17 protein-coding genes and 3 pseudogenes are annotated in these 23078 nt (G+C 43.5%); 12 read left to right on the forward strand and 8 right to left on the reverse strand.

Annotated features, from left to right (window positions below; all coding sequences use genetic code 11):
• Positions 1-15: 15 nt before the first annotated feature.
• Entirely contained in the window at positions 16-774 is a 759-nt protein-coding gene (locus QZ106_RS01620) for a glycosyltransferase family 2 protein (RefSeq protein ID WP_295973406.1), read from the reverse strand.
• Between the two features lie 97 nt (positions 775-871).
• Between QZ106_RS01620 and waaA the strand changes: the two genes are divergently transcribed.
• Positions 872-2146, forward strand: a complete 1275-nt coding sequence (gene waaA / locus QZ106_RS01625; protein WP_295973409.1) for a lipid IV(A) 3-deoxy-D-manno-octulosonic acid transferase — start codon at positions 872-874, stop codon at positions 2144-2146.
• A 9-nt stretch (positions 2147-2155) separates the two neighbouring features.
• A complete protein-coding gene (gene coaD, locus QZ106_RS01630; protein WP_290521129.1) occupies positions 2156-2632 on the forward strand; it encodes a pantetheine-phosphate adenylyltransferase in 477 nt (158 codons plus the stop codon).
• 402 nt (positions 2633-3034) lie between these two features.
• On the opposite strand, the gene QZ106_RS01635 is transcribed toward coaD, so the two are convergent.
• Genes QZ106_RS01635 through hemC form a run of 4 tightly spaced genes read right to left on the reverse strand, consistent with a single transcriptional unit; the run spans position 3035 to position 7395 of the window.
• Entirely contained in the window at positions 3035-4291 is a 1257-nt protein-coding gene (locus QZ106_RS01635) for a heme biosynthesis protein HemY (RefSeq protein ID WP_295973415.1), read from the reverse strand.
• Between the two features lie 3 nt (positions 4292-4294).
• Complete coding sequence (locus QZ106_RS01640) at positions 4295-5677, reverse strand: uroporphyrinogen-III C-methyltransferase (RefSeq protein ID WP_295973418.1); 1383 nt, start codon at positions 5675-5677, stop codon at positions 4295-4297.
• A gap of 30 nt (positions 5678-5707) precedes the next feature.
• The gene (locus tag QZ106_RS01645; protein ID WP_209363747.1) at positions 5708-6454 is read right to left on the reverse strand and encodes a uroporphyrinogen-III synthase; all 747 of its coding nucleotides are present in this window, start codon (positions 6452-6454) and stop codon (positions 5708-5710) included.
• Positions 6455-6468: 14 nt separating this feature from the next.
• Positions 6469-7395, reverse strand: a complete 927-nt coding sequence (hemC, locus tag QZ106_RS01650) for a hydroxymethylbilane synthase (protein WP_295973423.1) — start codon at positions 7393-7395, stop codon at positions 6469-6471.
• Between the two features lie 152 nt (positions 7396-7547).
• Here hemC and QZ106_RS01655 point away from each other — a divergent pair, with 152 nt between their 5' ends.
• The 7 genes and pseudogenes from QZ106_RS01655 to QZ106_RS01685 all read left to right on the forward strand — a co-directional run.
• A complete protein-coding gene (locus QZ106_RS01655) occupies positions 7548-10049 on the forward strand; it encodes a class I adenylate cyclase (RefSeq protein WP_295973426.1) in 2502 nt (833 codons plus the stop codon).
• Between the two features lie 9 nt (positions 10050-10058).
• Positions 10059-10688 (forward strand): two-component system response regulator NarL, encoded by a 630-nt coding sequence (gene narL, locus QZ106_RS01660; protein ID WP_295973428.1) that lies wholly within the window; start codon positions 10059-10061, stop codon positions 10686-10688.
• A gap of 158 nt (positions 10689-10846) precedes the next feature.
• Positions 10847-12604, forward strand: coding sequence for an autotransporter assembly complex family protein (locus tag QZ106_RS01665; RefSeq protein WP_295973431.1), 1758 nt, complete (start codon positions 10847-10849; stop codon positions 12602-12604).
• A 20-nt stretch (positions 12605-12624) separates the two neighbouring features.
• Complete coding sequence (locus tag QZ106_RS01670; protein WP_295973433.1) at positions 12625-16506, forward strand: translocation/assembly module TamB domain-containing protein; 3882 nt, start codon at positions 12625-12627, stop codon at positions 16504-16506.
• A gap of 22 nt (positions 16507-16528) precedes the next feature.
• Positions 16529-18085: an exopolyphosphatase gene (gene ppx, locus QZ106_RS01675; RefSeq protein ID WP_295973434.1), complete on the forward strand. Its 1557-nt coding sequence runs from the start codon at positions 16529-16531 to the stop codon at positions 18083-18085.
• Between the two features lie 203 nt (positions 18086-18288).
• Positions 18289-19335: an extracellular solute-binding protein gene (locus tag QZ106_RS01680; RefSeq protein ID WP_295973436.1), complete on the forward strand. Its 1047-nt coding sequence runs from the start codon at positions 18289-18291 to the stop codon at positions 19333-19335.
• A gap of 404 nt (positions 19336-19739) precedes the next feature.
• Positions 19740-19823 (forward strand): annotated as a pseudogene (locus tag QZ106_RS01685) (cupin); the annotation flags it as partial.
• A 55-nt stretch (positions 19824-19878) separates the two neighbouring features.
• Here the strand turns inward: QZ106_RS01685 and QZ106_RS01690 are convergent.
• Positions 19879-20271 carry a macro domain-containing protein gene (locus QZ106_RS01690; protein ID WP_295973439.1) on the reverse strand — a complete coding sequence of 131 codons (393 nt, stop codon included), beginning with the start codon at positions 20269-20271 and terminating at the stop codon, positions 19879-19881.
• A 237-nt stretch (positions 20272-20508) separates the two neighbouring features.
• Here QZ106_RS01690 and QZ106_RS01695 point away from each other — a divergent pair.
• Positions 20509-20850: pseudogene (locus tag QZ106_RS01695) on the forward strand (transposase); the annotation flags it as partial.
• A gap of 29 nt (positions 20851-20879) precedes the next feature.
• Here QZ106_RS01695 and QZ106_RS01700 read toward each other — a convergent pair.
• Positions 20880-21257 (reverse strand): DUF305 domain-containing protein, encoded by a 378-nt coding sequence (locus tag QZ106_RS01700; protein ID WP_048750582.1) that lies wholly within the window; start codon positions 21255-21257, stop codon positions 20880-20882.
• 141 nt (positions 21258-21398) lie between these two features.
• On the opposite strand from QZ106_RS01700, the pseudogene QZ106_RS01705 reads away from it, so the two are divergent.
• Positions 21399-21559: pseudogene (locus QZ106_RS01705) on the forward strand (IS3 family transposase); the annotation flags it as partial.
• Between the two features lie 116 nt (positions 21560-21675).
• Here the strand turns inward: QZ106_RS01705 and QZ106_RS01710 are convergent.
• Complete coding sequence (locus tag QZ106_RS01710) at positions 21676-22527, reverse strand: SDR family oxidoreductase (protein ID WP_295973445.1); 852 nt, start codon at positions 22525-22527, stop codon at positions 21676-21678.
• 166 nt (positions 22528-22693) lie between these two features.
• Between QZ106_RS01710 and QZ106_RS01715 the strand changes: the two genes are divergently transcribed.
• Positions 22694-23062 carry a helix-turn-helix domain-containing protein gene (locus tag QZ106_RS01715; protein WP_295973447.1) on the forward strand — a complete coding sequence of 123 codons (369 nt, stop codon included), beginning with the start codon at positions 22694-22696 and terminating at the stop codon, positions 23060-23062.
• The last annotated feature ends 16 nt before the right edge of the window (positions 23063-23078 follow it).

Raw genomic sequence — 23078 nt, forward strand, 5'->3', positions numbered from 1 at the left:
TTTTTATGAGCCGGATTATTTTTGTGTTCTTACCCATAAATCAGCATATTTTACAAAAGTAGAATGTGCTGAAAGCATCGCCAGTAATAAGCCTGCTTTACCATCTAAGAATCCCAAACGAATAAAATACATTTTGATAAAACAGCCTACAGCATGGCTGATGCCTTGCCATAACGTCGCTTTTTTACCGGCTTTTTCTCGTTGGTCAGCCCACGCTTTGGCATAGCCGGCAGATTTAACTAGGTAATGATGGATATTTTGGTAAGTATAATGCAACAAATCCCCTTGTAGCTTTTGAATATTGGCGTTTGTTGGCAGTTCTACTTTTTCATGCACCAGTTGATCGCCATAACGGGCAAAATCTTTACGATATAACCGAATAACATAATCCGGATACCAACCGGAATGACGAATTTTATGACCAAAAATTTCACTTAATCGTGGGATTTTATAGGCGGTATTCGGCGCATCTTGAGCAATAGCTGCTTGAATAGATTGACGTAGCTCTGGAGTTACCCGTTCATCTGCATCGAGCCATAAAACATAGTCGGAGGTGACATACTGTTGTGCTAATTGTCGCTGTTTGCCGAATCCCGGCCAGTCGGTATTTTGGTAGAATTTTGCGCCGTATTGTTCAGCAACCTGTTGGGTCGCATCGGTGCTGCCTGAATCTAAAATCACTATTTCATCCACCCACGCTTTTACCGTGTCTAAACATTGTGCAAGGTGGTGGGCTTCATTTTTAACAATCATTGCAACACTAAGAGTCGGCATCGTTTTTATCCTTTGTGAATGAGTGACAAACGCTTATACTAAACACCTGTTTGTCTTGATTAATTTTGCAATTCTAGCATAAGCCGACACATTTGCTATGTTACGTTTTTTCTATACCTGTTTGATGTATCTTGCTCAGCCGCTACTGTGCCTTTTTATGGTCTTGCGCAGTTTTCGTGCGCCCCACTATCGTAAACGTCTCGCCGAGCGTTATGGCTTCTATGGTAACACGCAATCTCCTTCGCCGAACGGTGTCTTACTTCACGCCGCGTCTGTTGGTGAGGTGATTGCCGCCGTTCCTTTAATTAAGCGGATTCAGCAAGATTATCCGCAACTGGCGATCACAGTGACCACAATGACGCCCACCGGTTCCGAACGGGTAAAAGCGGTTTTTGGCGACAGTGTGACCCATGTGTATTTGCCCTATGATTTGCCGGATGCCGTGTCCCGTTTTATTGAATTTGTACAACCGCGCGTCGGCATTGTTATTGAAACGGAACTTTGGTTTAACTTGATTCACCAATTCGCACGGCGCAGTATTCCCTTTATCATTGTGAACGCTCGCTTATCCGCACGTTCTGCCACGCGTTACGGTTGGTTTAGAGAACCGTTAAAACCGCTGTTGAATAACATCACATTGATTGCCCCGCAAGATGATGTGAGTGGGCAACGTTATGCGCAATTAGGCATTGCACCCGAGCAATTGGTCGTAACCGGCAATATCAAATATGACTTGAATGTGAGCGATGAACTCTTTCATCAGATTACAACATTAAAGGCACAATGGAATACGCAGCGCCCTATCTGGATTGCCGCCAGCACACATGAAGGTGAAGATGAAATCATCTTAAAAAGTCACCGCACTTTATTGTGCCAATACCCTGATTTATTGCTGATTTTGGTGCCACGCCACCCAGAGCAGTTTAATTCGGTGGCTCAACTTCTTGAACAAGAGGGCTTTGGTTTCATGCGGCGTAGCAGCCACGAAATACCGACAGAAGAAACGCAGGTCTTGCTCGGTGATACCATGGGCGAACTCATGTTGCTATACGGTATGGCAAAGGTCGCGTTGGTTGGTGGCAGCTTGGTGGCGCACGGTGGGCATAATCCCTTAGAACCGTTGGCATTCAAATTGCCGGTGATCAGCGGAAAACATACCTTTAACTTTCCTGAGATTTTCACAAAATTAATTGAACGACAAGGTGTGTTAATCACGGAAGACACGCCACAAGCCGTAGCTAAAGCGGTGGCAACCTTTTTGCAGTCGCCTGAGCTTGGCGAACGTTATGGTCAGGCAGGTTATGCTGTGTTAAATGAAAATCGCGGTGCGTTGCAACGTGTAATGAATTTATTAAAACCTTATTTGAACTAGGATGGAGCAATGACAACGGTAATTTATCCCGGTACATTTGACCCGCTTACGAACGGGCATTTGAATATTATTGAGCGAAGTGCGGTGATTTTTTCAAACGTTTTGGTGGCGGTGGCGGAAAGCCCAAGTAAAAAGCCTTTGTTTACGTTAGACGAACGTGTCGAGTTGGTTCGTCAATCGGTGGCGCATTTGTCCAATGTTAAGGTCATTGGGTTTAATAATTTGCTTGCGCATACTATCGCGGAGTATGACGTCAAGGCGATTATCCGCGGAGTGCGGAGTACGACAGATTTTGAATATGAAGTGCAGTTAGCCCATCTTAACCGACTTCTTACCCATGGCGTGGAAAGCTTGTTTTTCCCACCGGTGGAACAGTGGTCTTACGTTTCTTCCACCATGATTCGCGAAATTTATTTACACAACGGCGACATGAGCCAACTTGTCCCACCGGTGGTGTTAAAGGCATTGCAAGAGAAACGGAAATAGCTTTTTTAGTTCTATCTTATTCGTGCAACAAGTTACACGCTACCTTGAGACCGTTGTGTTCATCTTGATGCACGAAATAAAACCCCATTGAATTTGAATGCATAAGCTAAAAATACGCCCCAAAACTACCGCACTTTATTAAGAGAGTGATCGGTCTTATTCGTGCAACAAGTTGCACGCTACCTTGAGACCGTTGCGTGCATCTTGATGCATGAAATAAAATCACCCCAAATTTGAAGGTATAAGACAAAAAATACATGGCAAAACCACCGCCCTTTTTAAGAGAATGATTTGCCTGTTTGTCCAACAAGTTGTATGTGATGTCGGTTTTGCATATTGAAATGCGCCAGCTCCGGTTTGGAGTTCTGGCGCATTAATGAGGGTTATGTAATTGGACTACGCTTAAAGTGCGGTGGATTTTTCCGATGTTTCTTCCGAGGATAAGGTGGCTACCGACATGGCGGATTTCAACCCTTCTTCGCGTAATTGCTGTGCCGTCTCGTTATCTCCCACTTGTTCGAAGACGTAAGAGGCCATGTGAATATCATTAGGATCTAATTGGTCTTTATGGGCAATCAGTTCTTTAAACACTTCACTGGCATGAGTAAAATCGTTGTTGCGCACATACAAATACCCCAATGCGCGTTGGGCGCAACATTGTATTGACGGACTAGCGGTTTTTAGCCACTTGGTAACAATTTTTACTAACTTGCTGTTATCTTCTGGTTGTAAGCGGCTAATTTGTTTAAATAACGGTTGCATTAGCGGACTGTCGGTCTCTAATTTTTTCGCCAATTCCAACGTTAATTCATAGGCAGATTCATGATCATTGCCATCAATCAAACGACGGATCACACCTAATTTCACATAGGCATCTTGGCGACGTTGGCGCGGTTGTTCATTCCACCATGCCAGCAAACCATCTACACCCTCTTCGTTAATTTTTTCATCTAACAAGCCGTCTTCCACTTGGTGTTGGAGTTGTTCGAACTCAGCGTGGCTATAGAGAGCAGATTTTTCTACCTGTTCAAGAATATTATCCAAAGCTTGGTAAGCGTTTGATTTTAAATAAATATCTACGGCTAATTTCAAGACTTCTTTATTGCGACCTGCCATGACCAATAGGCTATCTACGGAACTGCGTGCGGCAGGCAATTTGTTTTGTTGCAATAAAATGCGGGTGCGGGCAATTTCTAGAATCAGGCTGTCGGTGCCGGCAAGTTCTGTCGCTTGAATTAAATAACGGTTGGCGCTGAACTCATCGCCACGCTGTTGTGCCGCTTCGGCCGCTTTAATAAAGTTTAATACCGGCTCATCGGAATGTTTCGCGTTTTTGCCGATGAGTTTTTCTGCTTTAGAATAATCGCCCTCATCCATACGCATTAACCCTTCCAAGGTTTGTTTTTGCGCTTTTACGCGTTTACGGCGGGAAAACCAACTGTAAGTGTTATTACTTAAACGGCAAAAACGGCTGATTGCCGCTTCAATGCTATAGACCACCGCCAGTGAAATCACAAAGAAAATCACCAATGTGGTAAGAGACATTTCGACAATGTTGTCGGCAGTTTCAATACGGACATAACCCTGCTTGCCGGATAAATATGGGCCGGCAATCAATCCGGCTAATAATAGCAACATTAAAAATAGTGATCTTATCATGGTCTATTTCTCCTGTTGTTCAGGTTGATTCGGGGCGGTGCTTGTATCTGCGCCATTTCCTTGCTCTGCAGGGCTTGTGGCATGGTTTTCTGTCGCTTTGACATTTTCCGGATCGAAATCTTTGTCAGCGGAAAGCGTGATTTTTTGCACTTCTTGCGGTTGTTTATTCAGTAATTTATCCAAGGCATTTAAGCTGCTAAGCTGGGTTGGCACATCCACGTAAATGGATTGTTCTGCCAATTCATCCAGTTTTTTCAGGAAGTTTTGCGCTACTTCCGTGCTGGTATCAAAATAGGTACGAACCCAAGAAGCCACCGTTTCCAAAGATTGTTTATATAAATCATCTTGTTGACGTGGCACGGCTAAAATCGCAATTTGTAAGCGTAAGCGAATGTTTTCACGCAAATAAATGTCTTGATTTGGTGCTAATAAAGCTTTGTTATCCGCTTTTTTTGGCGTGATGCGAATAAAATGATTTAAAAAACTGACCGCACTTTTTTCAGCGTTGGATTTCCAATCTTCCAAAGAATCGGTGAGTTTGTCCGTGTTTGGATCTTCATCAAAATTCACATTTAATACATTCAACTCATCCACGTCATTTGCCAATTGAGACAATTCCTGCATGATAGCGTTTTGATCCACGTTGTTGAGGGATAACAGCTTCTTCAAATCTGCATTAATTGCGCTACGAACAGTGGCGACTTGCGGCATTGCCACTTTGGACAAGGTCTCACCAGCCACTTTTAATAGCGATACGCTGGTGTCCACATCGTTATCCAACACCAATTTACGCAAGGCATTGTTTAATAAAAAATCTGCTTCGGTTAGCAACCAATCGTTTGGTTGTTCCGCTTTGCTTTGATTGGTCAAACGCTGGACCTGTTGTTGCAACGCAGATAACTGTTGTTCTTTGGCGGCTAATTCTTGATTCAAGGCACTGATTTGGTCGCTCGCCACTTGAGAAAACTCGGCTAACTTCGCCAACTGAGTTTTTTCTGCTTCAAAGCTTGGGAGATTGACGGGTTCAGCCGTATTTTTTTGCTGAAGTTGCGTTTGAAGTGCGGTCAGTTTTTGTTGCATTTCGTCAACCTGTTGCTGCCCGAAATAATAACCGCTACCGCCCAAGCCAAGGGCAATCAAAATCGCTAATACACTCAGCGCAGAACCGTTTTTCTTCACAATAACGGTTTCGTGTGGAGTGGACGCGGAAGACTGTCTATTTTCGTTCTCTTTATGCTGCATGGTTGCTTGTTTATCCTCTACCTTGGGGTCAACGTGTTCATTTTCTGTGGTGTCTTGTTTTGCTAAATCAAGATCCTTATTCACATCAATTTCGTGTTCAATTTCTGCATGATTTTCCAGATGATTCGATTTCTTGTTAGCCATATTGATTACCTATAAAAGAGACATGTTGCGTTAACGACATTGTAATAAGGTTTGTAATAATGTTTGATTATCTGCACGAGGTGAAACAATCACATTCTGCCAGCCCAATGCCTGCGCCAAATGGGAAATTCGCTCACTGACGGTAATGAGTTGACAACTTTTTAGCCAATTATGTTCATTTCGTGGGACAAAATCCAGCAGTTGCGTCAGAATTTCTCCGCTGGTCGCCACAATGGTTTGAATACCGGCACGCTTACACAGACTGGTTTGCTCCACATTATTATAAACAAGCGGTTCTCTTCGGTAACATTCAACGATCTCAACGTTAGCACCGCGTTGTTGCACTTGTTCTGAGAGGAGTTCGCGTCCGCCATTACCGCGCAAAATCAAAACGGTTTTGCCTTGTAAATTTTGCATTGCAGGAAGTTGTAATACGCCTTCGCTGTTTTCTTGGCTTGTCGGATAATGCACGGCCGTGGCGGTTGTGGCGGCAAAATACTGTGCGGTGCCTTGCCCTACGGTGAAGTAGTGCAAATCATCACGCCATGCAAAACCGGTATCTTTTAAGGCTTTGTCGGCAAAATCCACCGCACTTTTGGAGACGATAAAGACATAATCATCCGCTTTTAATTTGGCAAATTTATTCGGTAACTCATTGAGTTCTGCACCGGCTTCAATGGTAAATAAAGGCAAATGAATGGCGACGATTCCGGCTTTTGCCAGCATCTCCACGAGTTGTTGCCCACGTTCATCAGGGCGAGTTACCAAAACGGCCATTGTGCCCCCACGATTTATGAATAAATTGCTTGCAAAATTTTGTCAGCGCCTTGCGCTAAAAGCTGTTCGGCAATTTTCACGCCTAAAATTTCGGCATTTTCCACCGCACTTTTGCCTTCTGCGCGAATAATGCGACTGCCGTCAATATCGCCCACTAAGGCTCTTAAATACAGCTGCCCTTGTTGTAATACGGCATAACCGCCAATCGGTACTTGGCAACCGCCTTGTAAATGATTATTCATGGCGCGCTCTGCTAATACGCAGTAAGTGGTTTCTGCATCCGCCAGCGGCGCCAGCAATGCCTGCACCTGCGCATCATCGGTACGACATTCAATCCCCACAGCACCTTGTCCGGCCGCCGGTAAGGATTGTTCAACGTCAATAAAAGATGCGATACGATCTGCTAAGCCCAAACGAATGAGACCGGCAGAAGCTAAAATAATGGCATCATAATCGCCGTTATCTAATTTGCTTAAACGTGTTCCTACATTGCCGCGCAAGGAGCGAATATCTAAATCGGGGCGTAAGGCTTTTAATTGGCATTGGCGACGCAAACTTGATGTCCCGACCACCGCGCCTTGCGGCAACTCTGCAAAAGTGCGGTAAGAATGAGACACAAAGGCATCACGCGGATCCTCGCGTTGGCAAATCACGGCTAATCCCAAGCCTTCGGGAAATTGCATCGGCACATCTTTCATGGAATGCACGGCAATGTCGGCTTCTTTAGTTAATAACGCATTTTCTAATTCTTTGACAAATAAGCCTTTGCCACCAATTTTCGCCAGTGGTGAATCTAAAATCACATCGCCTTTAGTTACCATCGGCACTAATTCAATGGTTAAATCGGGATATAACTGTTGCAGACGGTCTTTCACATAATTTGCCTGCCATAACGCTAACGGGCTTTGGCGAGTCGCAATTTTTAAGGTTTTTTCAAGCATAATAACAACATGTTGATCAGGTCTAATGAGGGATTATCCTATCACTGTTAACTTCAAAAGTCAGTGTTCATTTAATTTTTTTGCTTTCCGTCAATACTGATGATAGAGTAGCCGCCAGCGAAGCATGACCGTCGTAAAAAACAGGATATTACTTGAAGTTTGATCTCGATAAAGCTAAACAACGTGTGGACGATTTAGATAGGTTGCGTATCCAGCGGGCTTTATCCGACACGCCTGAATCCTTTCAACATATTTTCAAACTGATCCCATTATTACTCCATTTTAATCATCCTGATTTGCCGGGCTATGTTTCTGATGCGCCCACCGGCATTGCCCATTTTTCCCCAACGCCATTCCAACAGGAATATCTTGCGCATACGCTGACAGATGAAAGCGTGAAAAATTTCCTCAAAAAACACCGCACTTTTGAATCAGAAGCCATTCTTGGCGTCTATGTGATGGGCAGCATTGCCTCTATTGCCCAAACGCCACAATCTGATTTAGATATTTGGCTGTGTCATCGAGAAGATTTGAGTCCATCAGCGCGTGAACTTTTACAACAAAAAGTCGAGCGTATTCAACAATGGGCAAAGCGTGTTCACGTAGAAATGAATTTCTATTTAATGGATCAAAGACGGTTTCGGTGTTTTCGTTATGTCGAGCCAATGACTGCCGAGAATTGCGGTTCGGCACAATATATGTTGTTGCTGGATGAATTTTACCGTTCAGCCATACGCCTTGCCGGGAAGCCGTTATTGTGGCTGCATTTGCTCATTGAAAATGAAGCGGATTATGAGGCAGAAATTGAACGCTTAACGCAAACGCAGCAATTAGATTTAAATGATTGGGTGGATTTCGGGGGGTTAGGCACCTTGTCCGCCAATGAGTATTTTGGTGCGACCTTATGGCAGCTGTATAAAGGGATTGATTACCCTTATAAATCTCTGCTCAAAATTTTGTTGTTAGAAACCTATTCTTGGCGTTATCCAAACACGTATTTGATTTCTCGTGAATTTAAACACGCCTTATTAACCGGTGAATTGAACGTTGCTCATCAATTTGATCCTTATTTGGCGATGCTGCAACGGGTAACTGCTTATTTGACCGAACGAAAAGAATATAAACGGCTGGATTTTGTGCGTTGTTGCTTTTATATCAAAGTGCATGAGAACGAAGCAGAGGTAAATAAAAGTAACTGGCGATTGGATGCCTTACTTAAGCTGACGCAACAATGGGGCTGGCATTGTGGGCAAGTGGAATTATTAAACCAGCGCCAACAATGGAAAATTAAGCAAGCCGAAAAAATGCATAATGACCTGATTAAGTTTTTAATGTTGAGTTATCGTAACTTAGTGAATTTTGCCCGCAAACATCAGGTCAATGTCAGCATTATGCCACAAGATATGAGCATATTAACCCGTAAACTTTACACGGCATTTGAAGAATTGCCGGGCAAAGTGACCTTGCTGAATCCACAGTTTGCTGTGGATTTATCGGAACGCTATCTAACGTTTATTGAAGTGCGTAATAACCGTCAGTTTAAGGACGGTTGGTATATGATTAACCAAACGCCGGACATTCACGGTTTTTGTCGTCCACGTTATACAGAATATAGCCAAAGTCTGAATAAATTAGTGGCGTGGGCGTATTTCAATCGTTTGCTTACGGCAAATACTGAGCTCTTTGTTGCCAGTAAAAATGTCGAGCTTAACACGTTGCGCCAGTTTGTGACGGATTTGCGGTTGACATTTCCTATCGACAACGCCTCTGCCAGCAATTCCGACCTGAGTCATCCTTGTGAAATTCGCAGTCTTGCGGTCATTATTAATTTGACCCAAGATCCGACCGCACATTTAACCGACATTAAATCCAGCATCCAATCAAGCGACTTATTTAGTTTCGGTGCGAACGAAGAAAGTTTAGTCGGCAGCATTGATCTCACGTATCGCAACGTTTGGAACGAAGTGCGGACATTGCATTTTGAAGGGCCGAATGCCATTTTGTTAGCGTTAAAAGTGCTTTCCAACAAAATTTATCGTGGTGCGCCGTTGCCAAAATTGGTGCAAGTGTTTTGTTACAGTCGGTATTATCGCCGCGCCTTACGCCGCATTGTGACGACCTTGATTAATAAATGCATTAGCATTCAAATCGGTGCCGCGCAACCACCTAAAAATAATTTATTGCGCGTGGCAGGGAAAAACTGGCAGTTTTTCTTTGAAGAACGCGGCATTAGTTTACAAGAAATCCACAATGCTAAACTCACTAAAACAAGCCAAATTGACACCGCACTTAGCTACAAAGTCAATCCGACTTATCCTGCCGTGGTGAAACATCATAAATACCCACGTGAAATTGACGCCTTTGCCAGTGAAGGGTTCTTGCAATTCTTTTTTGAAGATAATCCGAACGGGAGTTTTAATGTGTACATTTTAGATGAACTCAATCGCATTGAGATTTATCGTAACTGTGATGGCACAAAAGAGAAAAAAATTCACGAAATTAACCGAATTTATCAAGCGTCAGGGTTGGATGAAAATAACAATCCGTATAAAATCGTGCAACGTGATTTCAATTATCCACAATTTTACCAGCTATTAACGACAAAAGACGGGATGACTATCGTGCCGTTTCATAGTCGCCTAGCCTTATCTTAAGGGGGTCACATGACTGATAAATTAAAAGTATTAATTATTGACGATCATCCGTTAATGCGTCGAGGCATCAAACAACTTGTTGAATTGGAAGAGGGTTTTGAAGTCGTCGGTGGTGCAGGGAGCGGCAGCGAAGGCATTAGCTTGGCATTACAAACGTCACCGGATCTCATCATTTTAGATCTGAATATGAAAGGGTTGTCCGGTTTGGATACACTAAAAGCGTTAAGATCGGAAGGCGTGGATGCCCGTATTGTGATCTTAACGGTATCTGATGCGAGAAGTGATATTTTCACCTTAATTGATGCCGGTGCGGATGGCTATTTACTCAAAGACACCGAGCCGGATACCCTGCTTTCCCAACTTAAACGCATTGCGCAAGGGGAAGTGATTTTAAGTGATTCCATTAAAGATTTACTGATTGAACGCCAATCTTCTCAAGAGCCGATTTATTCTTTAACGGATCGTGAAATGGATGTGTTGCGTTTAATTGCCACCGGACTTTCCAACAAACAAATTGCCGGACAATTGTTTATTTCGGAAGAAACCGTTAAAGTACATATCCGCAATTTGTTGCGTAAACTGAACGTACATTCACGCGTTGCCGCCACCGTGTTATATTTTAAACACCAAAACGGATAACGTTTTTTCCTTTCTGCAATAGCCGGTTTCTTCCGGCTATTTTTTTCTGTTTTTTCATCGTTGCCGGATTCCGGAAATTTTTTAAAAATCCACCGCACTTTACATTGCAGGGCTGTGGCCTAAACGGTACACTACAAGCCTTTAATTTTGGGGTAAGTATGAAGCAACTGAGTAGCAATATCACGACATGGCGCCTGTGTGCGCTTCTTTCTTTCGGCTTGTTTGGATCTACCGCTGCTTGGGCGGAAAATCCGGTGGCGTTGCGCATTGAAGGCGTTAAAAATCATGCCTTAGATGAAAATATTCGACTTCACCTCAATGCCGTTGAGAAATACGATACGACGGATATTGCACGCTATCAGGATGTGGTCAGCGCTGCGATTGATAAGGGATTGCGCGCCTTAGGTTATTATGATTCGACGATTCGGTTTGAGCTGAAACCCCGCGAAGGCAAAGCGCCTTTGCTTATTGCGCATGTGTCACCGGGAGAACCGGTGAAACTTGCCGGAACCGAGGTCATGATTCGCGGTGATGCCGAACAGGATCCGTTTTTTCTCAAGCTAAAGACCCAACTGCCGAAAGTCGGCACCGTGCTGAATCATGAGGTGTATGAGGACTATAAAAGTCAACTACAACAACTGGCGCTCACCCGTGGTTATTTTGATGCAGCATTTGAGACTTCCCGTTTGGAAGTCATGAAATCCACCCATGAGGCATGGTGGAAACTCGCCTTTAATAGCCAAAAACGTTACCGCTATGGAAAAATTAACTTTCTGCACGCCCAAATTCGTGAAGAATTTTTGCGCAATATGCTTAATATTAAACCCGGTGAACCTTATTTATTAAGCGATCTTTCTACGCTAAACAATAACTATTCTTCGAGTAATTGGTTTAGCTCCGTGTTATTACAGCCGCATCTTAATGAAGAAAGCAAATCGGTGGATTTAGATGTGTTACTGTATCCGCGTAAGAAAAATATTATGAGCGTCGGGATAGGCTATTCCACCGATGTTGGCCCTCGTTTACAATGGAGTTGGACCAAACCTTGGATTAATGATCGCGGGCACAGTATCCGCAGCAATCTGTATCTTTCTTCTCCGAAACAAACCCTTGAATTAACCTATAAACAGCCATTGTTAAAAAATCCGCTGAATTATTACTATGAATATTCGGCAGGTTTTGAGCGTGAAAATAAAAACGACACTCAAACCACCGCCACGACGGTTGCCGCCTTGCGTTATTGGAATCACCCGACCGGCTGGCAATATTCGCTCGGTTTGCGGGTGCGCCATGATTCCTTTACGCAAGCGGATATTTCCGACAGCACGCTATTACTCTATCCAACAGCCTCCTTAAGCCGTACCCGTTTACGTGGTGGGGCTTTTCCTGATTGGGGTGATTCGCAACGCATTACGACAGATTTCGGACGTAAACTGTGGCTATCAGATGTGAATTTCTGGAAAATTCAAGGCTCTACCGCGTGGATTCGCACCTATGCGCAAAATCACCGTTTTCTGACCCGTTTGGATGTGGGCATATTGAATACTGCCAATATTCACCGCCTTCCTCCTGCCTTACGTTTTTTTGCCGGTGGCGATCGTAGTGTACGTGGTTACGGATACAAAAAAATCTCACCGAAAGATCGCAACGGCAAACTTATCGGCGGTTCACGCTTGCTGACCGGTACGCTGGAATATCAATATCAGGTTTATCCGAATTGGTGGTTGGCGACCTTTGTGGATAGCGGATTGGCAGCCAATACGTTTGATCCGGACGAATTACGCTATGGCACCGGCGTTGGCGTGCGATGGGCATCGCCTGTGGGCGCGATTAAATTCGATATTGCTACACCGGTACATGACAAAGACAACAGCAAAAATATTCAATTTTATATTGGGCTTGGCGCCGAAATCTAAACAGTCAAACGGATACCATAATGACAGAACACAAGGAACAAGCGCCTGAAGCGCCTAAACCCCAAAAACAGAAAAAATCCCTTTGGTGTCGCATTGGATGCGTATCAAGTGCGGTCATTTTTTTGCCTGTTTTTACGCTGCTCGGGCTACTCGCGACACAAGGCGGACAGCATAAACTCATCCAATGGACAGATGCCTTGCTTGATGAACTTTCGATTGAACAGGTCGAAGGGAATTTGAGCGAAGGACTGGTGCTAAAAAACCTCCGATTCCAAACAGCCGGTGTCGATACGCAAGTGGCGGAAGCCCGCTTGCAACTGCAATTAAGTTGTTTATGGCGGGCAGATATTTGCATTGACGACATTCGCTTGCAAAAGCCTTCCATTCAAATTGACACCGCGTTATTGCCACCTTCGGAAGATAAACCGGACACCGACAGCGCACCCATGAAGCGGATTCAACTGCCTATCGGCATAGACATTCATCAGGTCGCCATTCATGATCTGAGCCTCATCATTGATCAGCAGAAAATGACGTTGGGCACATTTCAAACGGCGGCATCTCTCAATCATGCAAGCGGTTTAACATTAGCACCCACAACCATTCAGGATTTTGCCTTTATCCATAAAATCGGCGATACCTCGGAAGATGAGCCACAGCCGCAAGCCACGCCTAATAACCCGATTGATTGGACGGCGTTAGAACAAACGCTTAGTCAACCGCTTCTCGCGGATTTAGGGCAGCAAATCGAACTGCCTTTTGATATGCATATTCAAGGCATTCACGGCACAAACTGGCAATACCAAGCCATTAACACAAAAGGCGAAAGCGAATTTGCGATTCAAGTCAGTGCTGCCGATTTGTTGGCGGATGCCACCGGTGATAACGTGCAATTACAAACATTGTCGGTGAAAAGCTCACTTGGTGAAGTACAAGCCAAGGGGCAAATCCAGTTGCAAGCAGATTTTCCGCTCCAACTGAATATCAACGCCGATTTAAATACCTTAAAACAGAAAGAGACGGTGCTGCTGCCGGCAACGAAAGCGAATTTAACGCTGTCAGGAATGCTAAAAAAACAGACCGCACTTTTGTTTCAAACACAAGGTGCATTAGATGCTGAGCTTAGCGCAGAAGCTCAGCTGACCGCGCCGAAAACACCGTTAAATATCAAATTAGCCGTTGCTCGTGGTCAATATCCTTTTGACGGCAATGATCCGTTAAGCATAAAAGACGTTAATTTAACGATTAACGGCGATATATTGACCTCTCAAATTCAGTTAAACGGCGCTGTCAACGGCATGGGCATTCCTGCCAATCATCTTGATTTACAGGCGATCGGCCATTTATCCAACATTGAAATACACCACTTGAAACTTAACGCCTTAGAGGGTTCAGCCGAACTGAAAGGCGATGTGAATTGGCGTGATGGGGTGGAATGGAATAGCCATTTGCAGTTAGCCAAAATGAATCTTGGTCGTTATTTATCTGCGTTTCCTGCCGTGTTATCGGGCGAGTTAAGCTCACAAGGTCAGGTTAATCAAAAAGGTTGGCAAGTGGCGGTGCCACAAGTGGATATTCAAGGCACCTTGGCACAACATTCTCTCGCGTTACAGGGCGGTTTAACGGCTGGCGACCAACAGGGGATAACGATTCCGCAGTTGGTGTTGACTTATGGGGAAAATAAGATCAATGCGCAAGGTTCGATGGGTAAACAATCAGATTTCACCTTAAACATTCATGCGCCGAATTTGCATGGGTTATGGGCGGATTTATCTGCAGGCGTTGCCGGTCACATAAAATTAAATGGCGATGTGATGCGCCCACAGGTGGATGTGGATCTCACGGCTAACCACGTGGCTTTTCAGCAAATGCATTTAAATCAAGCGGTGATAAAAGGTCAAATTAACGGCGAAGAACGCGTAAAAGGCGAACTGGATCTTCACCTCAACGGTTTTCATTATAATGATATCAGTATTAACCAGCTGAAACTTGCTGCCTCGGGCGATGAGCAAAAACACGTGCTACACCTGACTTCTGATGGCAAGCCGGTGGCAGCAAACCTGAATTTAACCGGCAATTTCGATCGCACTTTAGCGCGTTGGCAAGGCACGTTAAGCCAAGCCATGATTAAATCGGAATTTGGCAATGTCCAAACCAACCAAAACGTGGCGATAACCTTTGATAATAAAACGGCGGAGACGACAATTTCCGCCCATTGTTGGATGCACAGCAACACGGATCTCTGCTTTCCACAAACGTTCAAGGTGGGAGCGAATGGCGATGTGCCATTTGAAATTAAACGTTTTGACCTCGCGTTAGTGAATAAAATCTTGGCGCAGGAGATGCTCACCGGCCATCTTTCCGGCAAGGGGCGCGTGGCTTGGTTTAGCGATAAACCGATGTTGGCGGAACTGCAAGTGAAAGGCAACCATCTTTCCCTAGCGCAAAAGTTGGAGAATCGCACGCTCAAATTGGATTTTCCGCAAATTAGCCTTAACGGAAATTTAGCCAATAATAATTTGGCGGTTAAATCGGAAGTGAACATTCACAATCAAGGCAAAATCAGCACGGATTTAACCTTACAAGATATTGCTAACGCACGTAAACTTGGTGGAACTTTTCATATTCATAACTTAAATTTAAGCCTTGCCAATCAATTGTTAGCTAGCGATGAAAAGGTTGATGGCGAACTCAAGGCGAATCTGACATTAGGCGGTAATCTGAATGCGCCGACCTTAAATGGAAGCGTGAATTTAGATAAACTCACCGCCAAAATGCGTTCTTTGCCGTTTGATATTAAAGACGGTGAACTGGCATTACACTTTACTGGAACGCAATCCACGCTCAAAGGTCATCTACAAACGGTAGAGAGTCGTCTTCATCTTAGCGGTGATGCCAACTGGAAAAATATCAACGATTGGCGCACCCATTTGCGCGCGCAAGCGGATCAATTTAAAGTGAATATTCCGTCTATGGCGAGCTTAAAAATCAGCCCGGATGTGGAAATCAGTGCCTCACCGAAATTGTTGTCTTTGTCCGGTAATGTGGATATTCCATGGGCGAGAATTGCGATTGAGTCCTTGCCGGACAGCGCCGTTGAAGTGAGTGCCGATGAGATCATTTTAGATGGAAAAACCGCAAAAGCCTTGCCGAAAACGATCCCATCGGAAACACGAGGCGGGATGGAAATCCGATCAGATCTTAAAATTAAAATCGGTGATGATGTCCGTTTAAATGCTTACGGGTTGAATACGAATTTGCACGGTTTACTCTCCGTGAAGCAAGAACGCGGCAATTTGGGATTGTATGGCGAAGTGAATTTGAAAAACGGGCGCTATGCCTCTTTTGGTCAAGATTTATTGATTCGCAAAGGATTGATCAGTTTCGTGGGACAGCCGTCGCAACCCTCTTTGAACATTGAAGCCATTCGCAATCCGGAAGCGATGGAAGACAGCCATGTGACCGCCGGGGTGAAAGTCACCGGTATCGCTAGCGCGCCAAGCGTGACGATTTTCGCTGAACCGGGCATGCCGCAAGATCAGGCGCTTTCTTATATTTTAACTGGTCGTTCATTAGAAAATAGCAGTGATTCGACATCCAGCGGTTCTGTTGGTGCTGCCTTGTTAGGCATGGGATTGGCAAAAACAGGTAAGGTGGTCGGTGGTATCGGAAAAGCATTTGGTATCAATGACTTGAACCTCGGCACGCAAGGGGTTGGCGACAGCTCAAAAGTGGTAGTAAGCGGCAGCATTACGCCGCGTTTACAAGTGAAATACGGCGTTGGACTATTTGACGGCTTAGCCGAAGTCACATTGCGCTATCGCTTGTTACCGCAACTTTATGTACAATCCGTGTCAGGTGTCAATCAGGCCTTTGATTTCCTCTATCAATTTGAATTTTAGCCAATAGAAAATCTCCCTAATTATGAATAACGAAAACTTACTGAGCAAAGCCGGCGAACTGCACACACGACGAGGCGAGGTGCGCGAAATCGCCGCCATCGATCTCGGTTCCAACAGCTTTCATATGATCGTTGCCCGCATTGTCAACGGCACATTGCAAGTGTTATCGCGATTGAAACAAAAAGTACAATTAGCGGAAGGCTTGGATGAAAATCAAGTGTTAAGTCAAGCGGCGATTGAACGCGGGGTAAATTGCTTGGCATTGTTTGCCGAACGTTTACAAGGCTTTCCGGTGGAGAATGTCAGCGTGGTTGGCACTTACACGCTACGCCGTGCCATTAATAACGAAGAATTTTTACGTCAAGCCGCGACCGTTTTTCCTTATCCGATTAACATCATCAGCGGCAAAACCGAAGCTAAAACCATTTATGCCGGGGTTTGCCACACCCAACCGGAAATGGGGCGAAAATTTGTCATTGATATTGGTGGCGGATCCACTGAGATGATTATCGGCGATAATTTCACCCCTTTAATTTATGAAAGTCGTCACATGGGCTGTGTCAGTTTTGCCAAGAAATTCTTCCCGAATGGCGAAATTTCCGAAGAAAATTTCCGTTTAGCTAAACAAAGTGCGGTGAATAAAATCGAAGATTTGGCATGGGAATATCGCAACTTGGGTTGGCAGTCGGTGCTCGGTTCATCGGGGACGATTAAAACCGTGCATCAAGTAATCAGTGAAAATATCGATTCGGACGGTATTATCACCGTAGAACGGTTGGATCACCTTATTCAACAAACCTTGCAGTTTTCTCATTTTAACGAACTGAAATTGCATGGCTTAAATCCTGATCGCGCTGATGTGTTTGTTCCCGGCTTGGCGATTTTAAAAGCGATATTTGAAAATTTCCAAATCGAAAAAATGCGTTATTCCGATGGTGCATTGCGTGAAGGCGTGATGTATAGCCTAGAAAAAAATTTTCAGGTCAATAACATTCGTGAGCGCACCGCATTAGGCTTAGCGGAACAATTTAATATCGACCAAGCGCAGGCGGAGCGGGTGTATCAAACCGCCGCATTGTTATTCGGACAATATTCATGTTGGCAAAATCCGGAACTGATTGACGACATGCAAGACGTTCTGTTTTGGGCGGCTCGCTTGCATGAGGTGGGCATTGTGATCAACCACAAAAACCTGCAAAAACATTCTGCGTATATTTTATATAACACCGAATTACCGGGTTACGACAACGAACAACATCGTCTTCTTTCCACGCTGGTGCGTTATCACATGGGGAATTTTAAATTACCGGAAATGTTCAAATTCTCCCGTTATCATGAAAAAGATGTGTTGGCGTTGATTCGGATCTTGCGCTTGGCGATTATTCTTAATCGTTCCCGCCAAGCCACAGAAAAGACAGAAGAAATCGCCTTAAAAATCGACCGCACTTTGCATCATTGGACGTTGCAATTTTCAGCGGATTACTTGCAACATAACCCATTAATCAAAAACGAACTGCTGCTTGAACATCGCTTTTTGCAAGGATTAGGGTTTGGTTTGACAATCTTCAATTCACACTAATTTGATTACCGATCCCGAAAACAGACCGAATGCGGAAGCGTGCATATCGGTCTGTTTTGTATGAAGGCATTTTTCTGCTTAACGCCTTCCACCTGAAAGAGCAGGACAAAACCTAAAAATCTGCTATACTGCCCGCCGAGTTTTTACTCAATTCTTTTATGAAAATTAACCACTCGCTATGATTAGCTTTGGAGGACAATAAATTGAAAAATTTGTTTGCAAAAACGCTTAAAACCCTCGGCTTGACGCTGACTCTCCTTTCCACCACCGCCTTTGCGCAAGAAAAACTGTACGTTTATAACTGGACCGATTACGTCCCTTCCAGTCTTGTTGCTGAATTTACCAAAGAAACCGGTATTGAAGTGATTTATTCCACCTTTGAAAGCAACGAAGAAATGTATGCCAAACTCAAACTGATTTCCGATAACGCCGGTTATGATTTGGTGTTTCCGTCCAGCTATTATGTGAACAAAATGGCGAAAGACGGTATGTTGCAAAAGCTCGATCACAGTAAGTTAAGCAATTTCAAACAAATTCCGGACAATTTATTGCATAAAGACTTCGATCCGAACAACGAGTATTCCTTACCTTATGTTTACGGCTTAACGGGATTAGCGGTGAATTCCGAAGATATTGACCCAAGCAAAATCACCAGCTGGGCGGATTTATGGAATCCTGAATACAAAGGCAAAGTATTGCTGACCAGTGATGCGCGCGAAGTATTTCATATTGCGTTATTGTTAGACGGCAAATCACCGAATACCACCAATGAAGAAGAGATTAAGGCAGCTTATGAACGTTTGGTGAAACTGCTGCCAAATGTGGCGGTGTTTAACTCCGATTCGCCGGAATTGCCTTACGTGCAAGGCGAGGTGTCATTAGGCATGATTTGGAATGGTTCCGCTTATTTAGCGCATAAAGAAAACGACAAAATTGTTTTTGTGTATCCGAAAGAAGGCGCGATTTTCTGGATGGATAACTACGCGATTCCAAAAAGCGCAAAAAATGTCGAAAATGCCTATAAATTCATTGACTTCCTATTGCGTCCTGAAAATGCCAAAGTGGTGTTGGAACGATTGGGTTATTCTATGCCAAATAATGGGGTGAAAGCCTTGTTAGAACCGGCTATGGCGGAAAATCCAACTTTATTCCCACCGGCAGCGGAAGTGGAAAAAGGCATTATCCAAAGTGATGTGGGCGAAGCTGTCGATATTTATGAAAAATATTGGAGCAAATTGAAAACCCACTAATCCTTTCATCCCAAGTGCGGTCAAAATTCACGGTAAATTTTGACCGCATTTTTTTCTTATAGCCAGCCAAAGTCTGGCTATCTGTTGCATGAATAATTAACCTCAATGCGCAATTCATGATTTCGTACGTAGCGTGCAACTTGTTGCACGAATAATTAACCTCAATGCGTAATTTATGATTTCATGTGTAGCGTGCAACTTGTTGCACGAATGATTAACCTCAATGCGTAATTCATGATTTCATGTGTAGCGTGCAACTTGTTGCACGAAGGATTAACCTCAATGCGTAATTCATGATTTCATGCGTAGCGTGCATCTTGATGCACGACCAAACCAAGCACGGAACGTTATTTAACCCTTTCAGGCATTTACGATTTCGTGCAACAAGTTGCACGCTACGATGCTATGCAGGTATTGGTACTGAACACATTGCCCACCCGCAAGGCGAAGCACGGATTTTGGTAATTGAAAAGGCGGGAAGTATTTGAAAATAAAAAGTGCGGTTGGTGTAAAACATTTTTAAAATCAACCGCACTTTCTTGATTATCTTGCCAATAGTTTTTCATAAATCGCCCAATCTACCTCTTTAAACACATTAAACACCACCTTCATTTTCGGATTTTTGTCCAAAAATGCTCGCACGGTTTCTACCGCAATTTCTGCTGCTAATTGATTTGGAAAACGAAATTCGCCTGCGCTAATACAACAAAATGCGACAGAGTTTAGATCGTTTATTTTGGCGAGTTCTAAGCAAGAACGGTAGCAATCGGCAAGCAAAGTGCGGTCAGTTTCATTGACGTTTTCGTAGATAATTGGTCCGACGGTGTGTAACACAAATTTAGATGGTAAATTAAACGCCGGCGTGATTTTTGCCTTGCCTGTAGCTTCTAATTTGTCTTGTGCATTAATTAATTCAAAACATGATCTGTACCCCAACAGTTGGACTAAACAACCAACTAACTAAGGTGCAGATTTTTTATGACCAAATACAATTTTCTTTTCAAACAACAAGTCATCGAATTTTATCTTCAAAATAGTAAAAATCGTTCACTTACCCGCAGGCATTTTCAACTTGCCGAAACAACATCAGAATATTGGGTTAACCAATTTAATCATAGTAGAATCAATAGGTTAACAGCGCTGGATAAGAAGTGAAATTACTCACCTGAATTTAAACTTAACGTGGTACAAGCTGTAACAAGGCTTGAAGGCACAAAAATCATTTTGCATTCTAACCAAGGATGGCAGTATCAAATGGTCGGTTATCAGGCGATTTTACGAGAGAATGGCATTCAACAGAGTATGTCAAGGAAGGAAAATTGTTTAGATAATAGTGTGATGGAAAGCTTCTTTGGACGATTAAAAACGGAATGTTATTACGGTAAATGATTTGAGACGTTCTAACAACTGGAAAAAACGATTCATGAGTACATTCATTATTACAACCATGAGCGCATTCAGGGGAAACTAAAAGGGCTGAGCTCTGTGAATTACAGAACTCAGTCCTTGAACTAAATCAGTCTAACTTTTAGGGTCAGATCATTTTACGGAGCTTTTTTATTGTGTGCTTTAAGCCATTTTTGCATTTGTTCAATTTCCGCTTGTTGTGCGTTAATAATATTCTCAGCAAGCTTACGCATCTCAGGATCTTTTCCGTATTTTAATTCAACTTCCGCCATTTTTACTGCGCCAATATGGTGTGGCAACATACCTGCTGCAAAAGCAACATCAGGATCTTTATATTGCGCAGCTGCCATCATGTCTTGATGCATTTGATTCATACCTTGCATTAATTCTTGTTGCATTGCAGAATCTGTCGACATTGGCATATTCATGTGTGCTTGATGCGGTTGTTCATTAGCTTGGGCATAAATTGAAACTGCAGCAGCGCTAAGTGTGATAAAAGTCATAAGTTTTTTCATGTTTTTCTCCTATGTGATAACTGAATTAGCACGAATCATAAACCTTGACCTAAGGTTAAAGTCAATATTTATTCGAAAATTTTTGGTGAGGTGCTAAAATAAGACAATATTTGATATGAGGGACAGAATCATGAAGCAAAAGGACGATTAAAAACGGAATATTATTACGGTAAGCTATTTGAGACGTTCAAACAACTGGAAAAACAATCCTCGAGTACATTCATTATTACAACCATGAGCGTATTCAGGGGAAACTAAAAGGACTCAGCCCTGTGAATTACAGAACTCAGTCCTTGAACTAAATCAGTCTAACTTTTTTGGGGGCAGATCATTCTCCTTATTTTTATTACTCCCCGAATAAACAAACGCCATTTAAAAAGGTGCGATAATAACCGCACCTTGTTTTAGTCAAATGTTATTAGTGGGATAAAGCTTGTTTCACCGCTACATCCAATCCTGCTGTTGGACGTCCAAGCAATTTCTCAAGGGTTTTGTCTTCTGAGAATAATGCACCGTTTGACGCATCCACATCCCATTGTGCAATTAAACCTGCAAAGCCCGCGTCTAAGCCTACTTGAACAAGCGCAGTGGCGTAGTCTTCTGCCGGAATATCTACGTAAGGGATTTCTTTACCTGTTTGTTTGCTGATTTCTGCAGCAAGGTCGGCTAATGTCCAGCTGGTTGATCCGGCAAGCTCGTAAGTTTGGTTTTCATGGCCCTCACCTAAAGCAATATTTACGGCCGCTTCTGCAAGTTCTGCACGAAGTGCGGAGGAAATTTTTCCGTTTTTTGCTGAACCGTAGAAAGCATTGTTTGCTAATGCTGCTGGAATTGAAGCCGTGTAGTTCTCTGTGTACCAGCCATTGCGTAAAATCGTATAAGTGATGCCGGAGGCTTTTAAGGCGGCTTCGGTTTCAACGTGTTCACCGGCAAGGGATTTTACCGTATTGTCGTTAGTGGCACCGAGTAAGCTGGTGTAAATAATGTGTTTTACACCGGCTTTTTTTGCCGCTTCAATCACATTTTTATGTTGTTGAATTCGCTGCCCCACTTCACTGCTTGAGACTAAAATTAACGTATCCACGTCTTGTAACGCTTCTACTTGGCCTTCTGTTTTTGAATAATCAAATTTGCGGGCTTCTACGCCGGAAATTTTTTCCGGGGAACGCACAAGTGCGATGACGTTGGCGTTTTGGGCTTTTAATAAATTTAACGCGATTGCGCCGAATCGACCTGTTGCACCGGTAATTGCGATAGTTTTCGTTGTCATGATGTTTTCCTTCTCGTTAAGTTGAAATGATGTTTGAACATTTGCTTGTTCGCTTGATGTGACGTATTATATTTCAATACTTACTTTTTAGAAGTACTTACATAAACGTAAGTTTTGAAATTTTTTGAAAATAATTTTTAATCTATTGATTTTTAAGGAAATAAAAATGGAAAAAAGTGTTGAGCGTGGCAATGTGTTGGCTTCTGCCTGTCCTTCCCGGCAAATTTTGCAGCATTTAACCAGTCGTTGGGGGGCGTTGGTATTGGTGAGTTTGCATTCCGGCACCAAGCGTTTTAGTGAACTTCGCCGAGCTATTGATGGTGTGAGTGAACGTATGTTGACAAAAACGCTACAAGAACTGGAAGCGGACGGCATGTTAATTCGCAAATCCTACAACACAGTGCCGCCACAAGTGGATTACACCTTAACGGAATTCGGCGCGCAGGCATCCAATAAAATGTTTGAGTTGGTGGATTGGTTGGAAATGAATTTAGGGAATATTTTAGCAAGTCAGAAGAATACTGTTTCACAGTAGGCATGTTTAAACTGTC

Source organism: uncultured Aggregatibacter sp. (genome assembly GCF_901873365.1).
GTDB lineage: Bacteria > Pseudomonadota > Gammaproteobacteria > Enterobacterales > Pasteurellaceae > Aggregatibacter.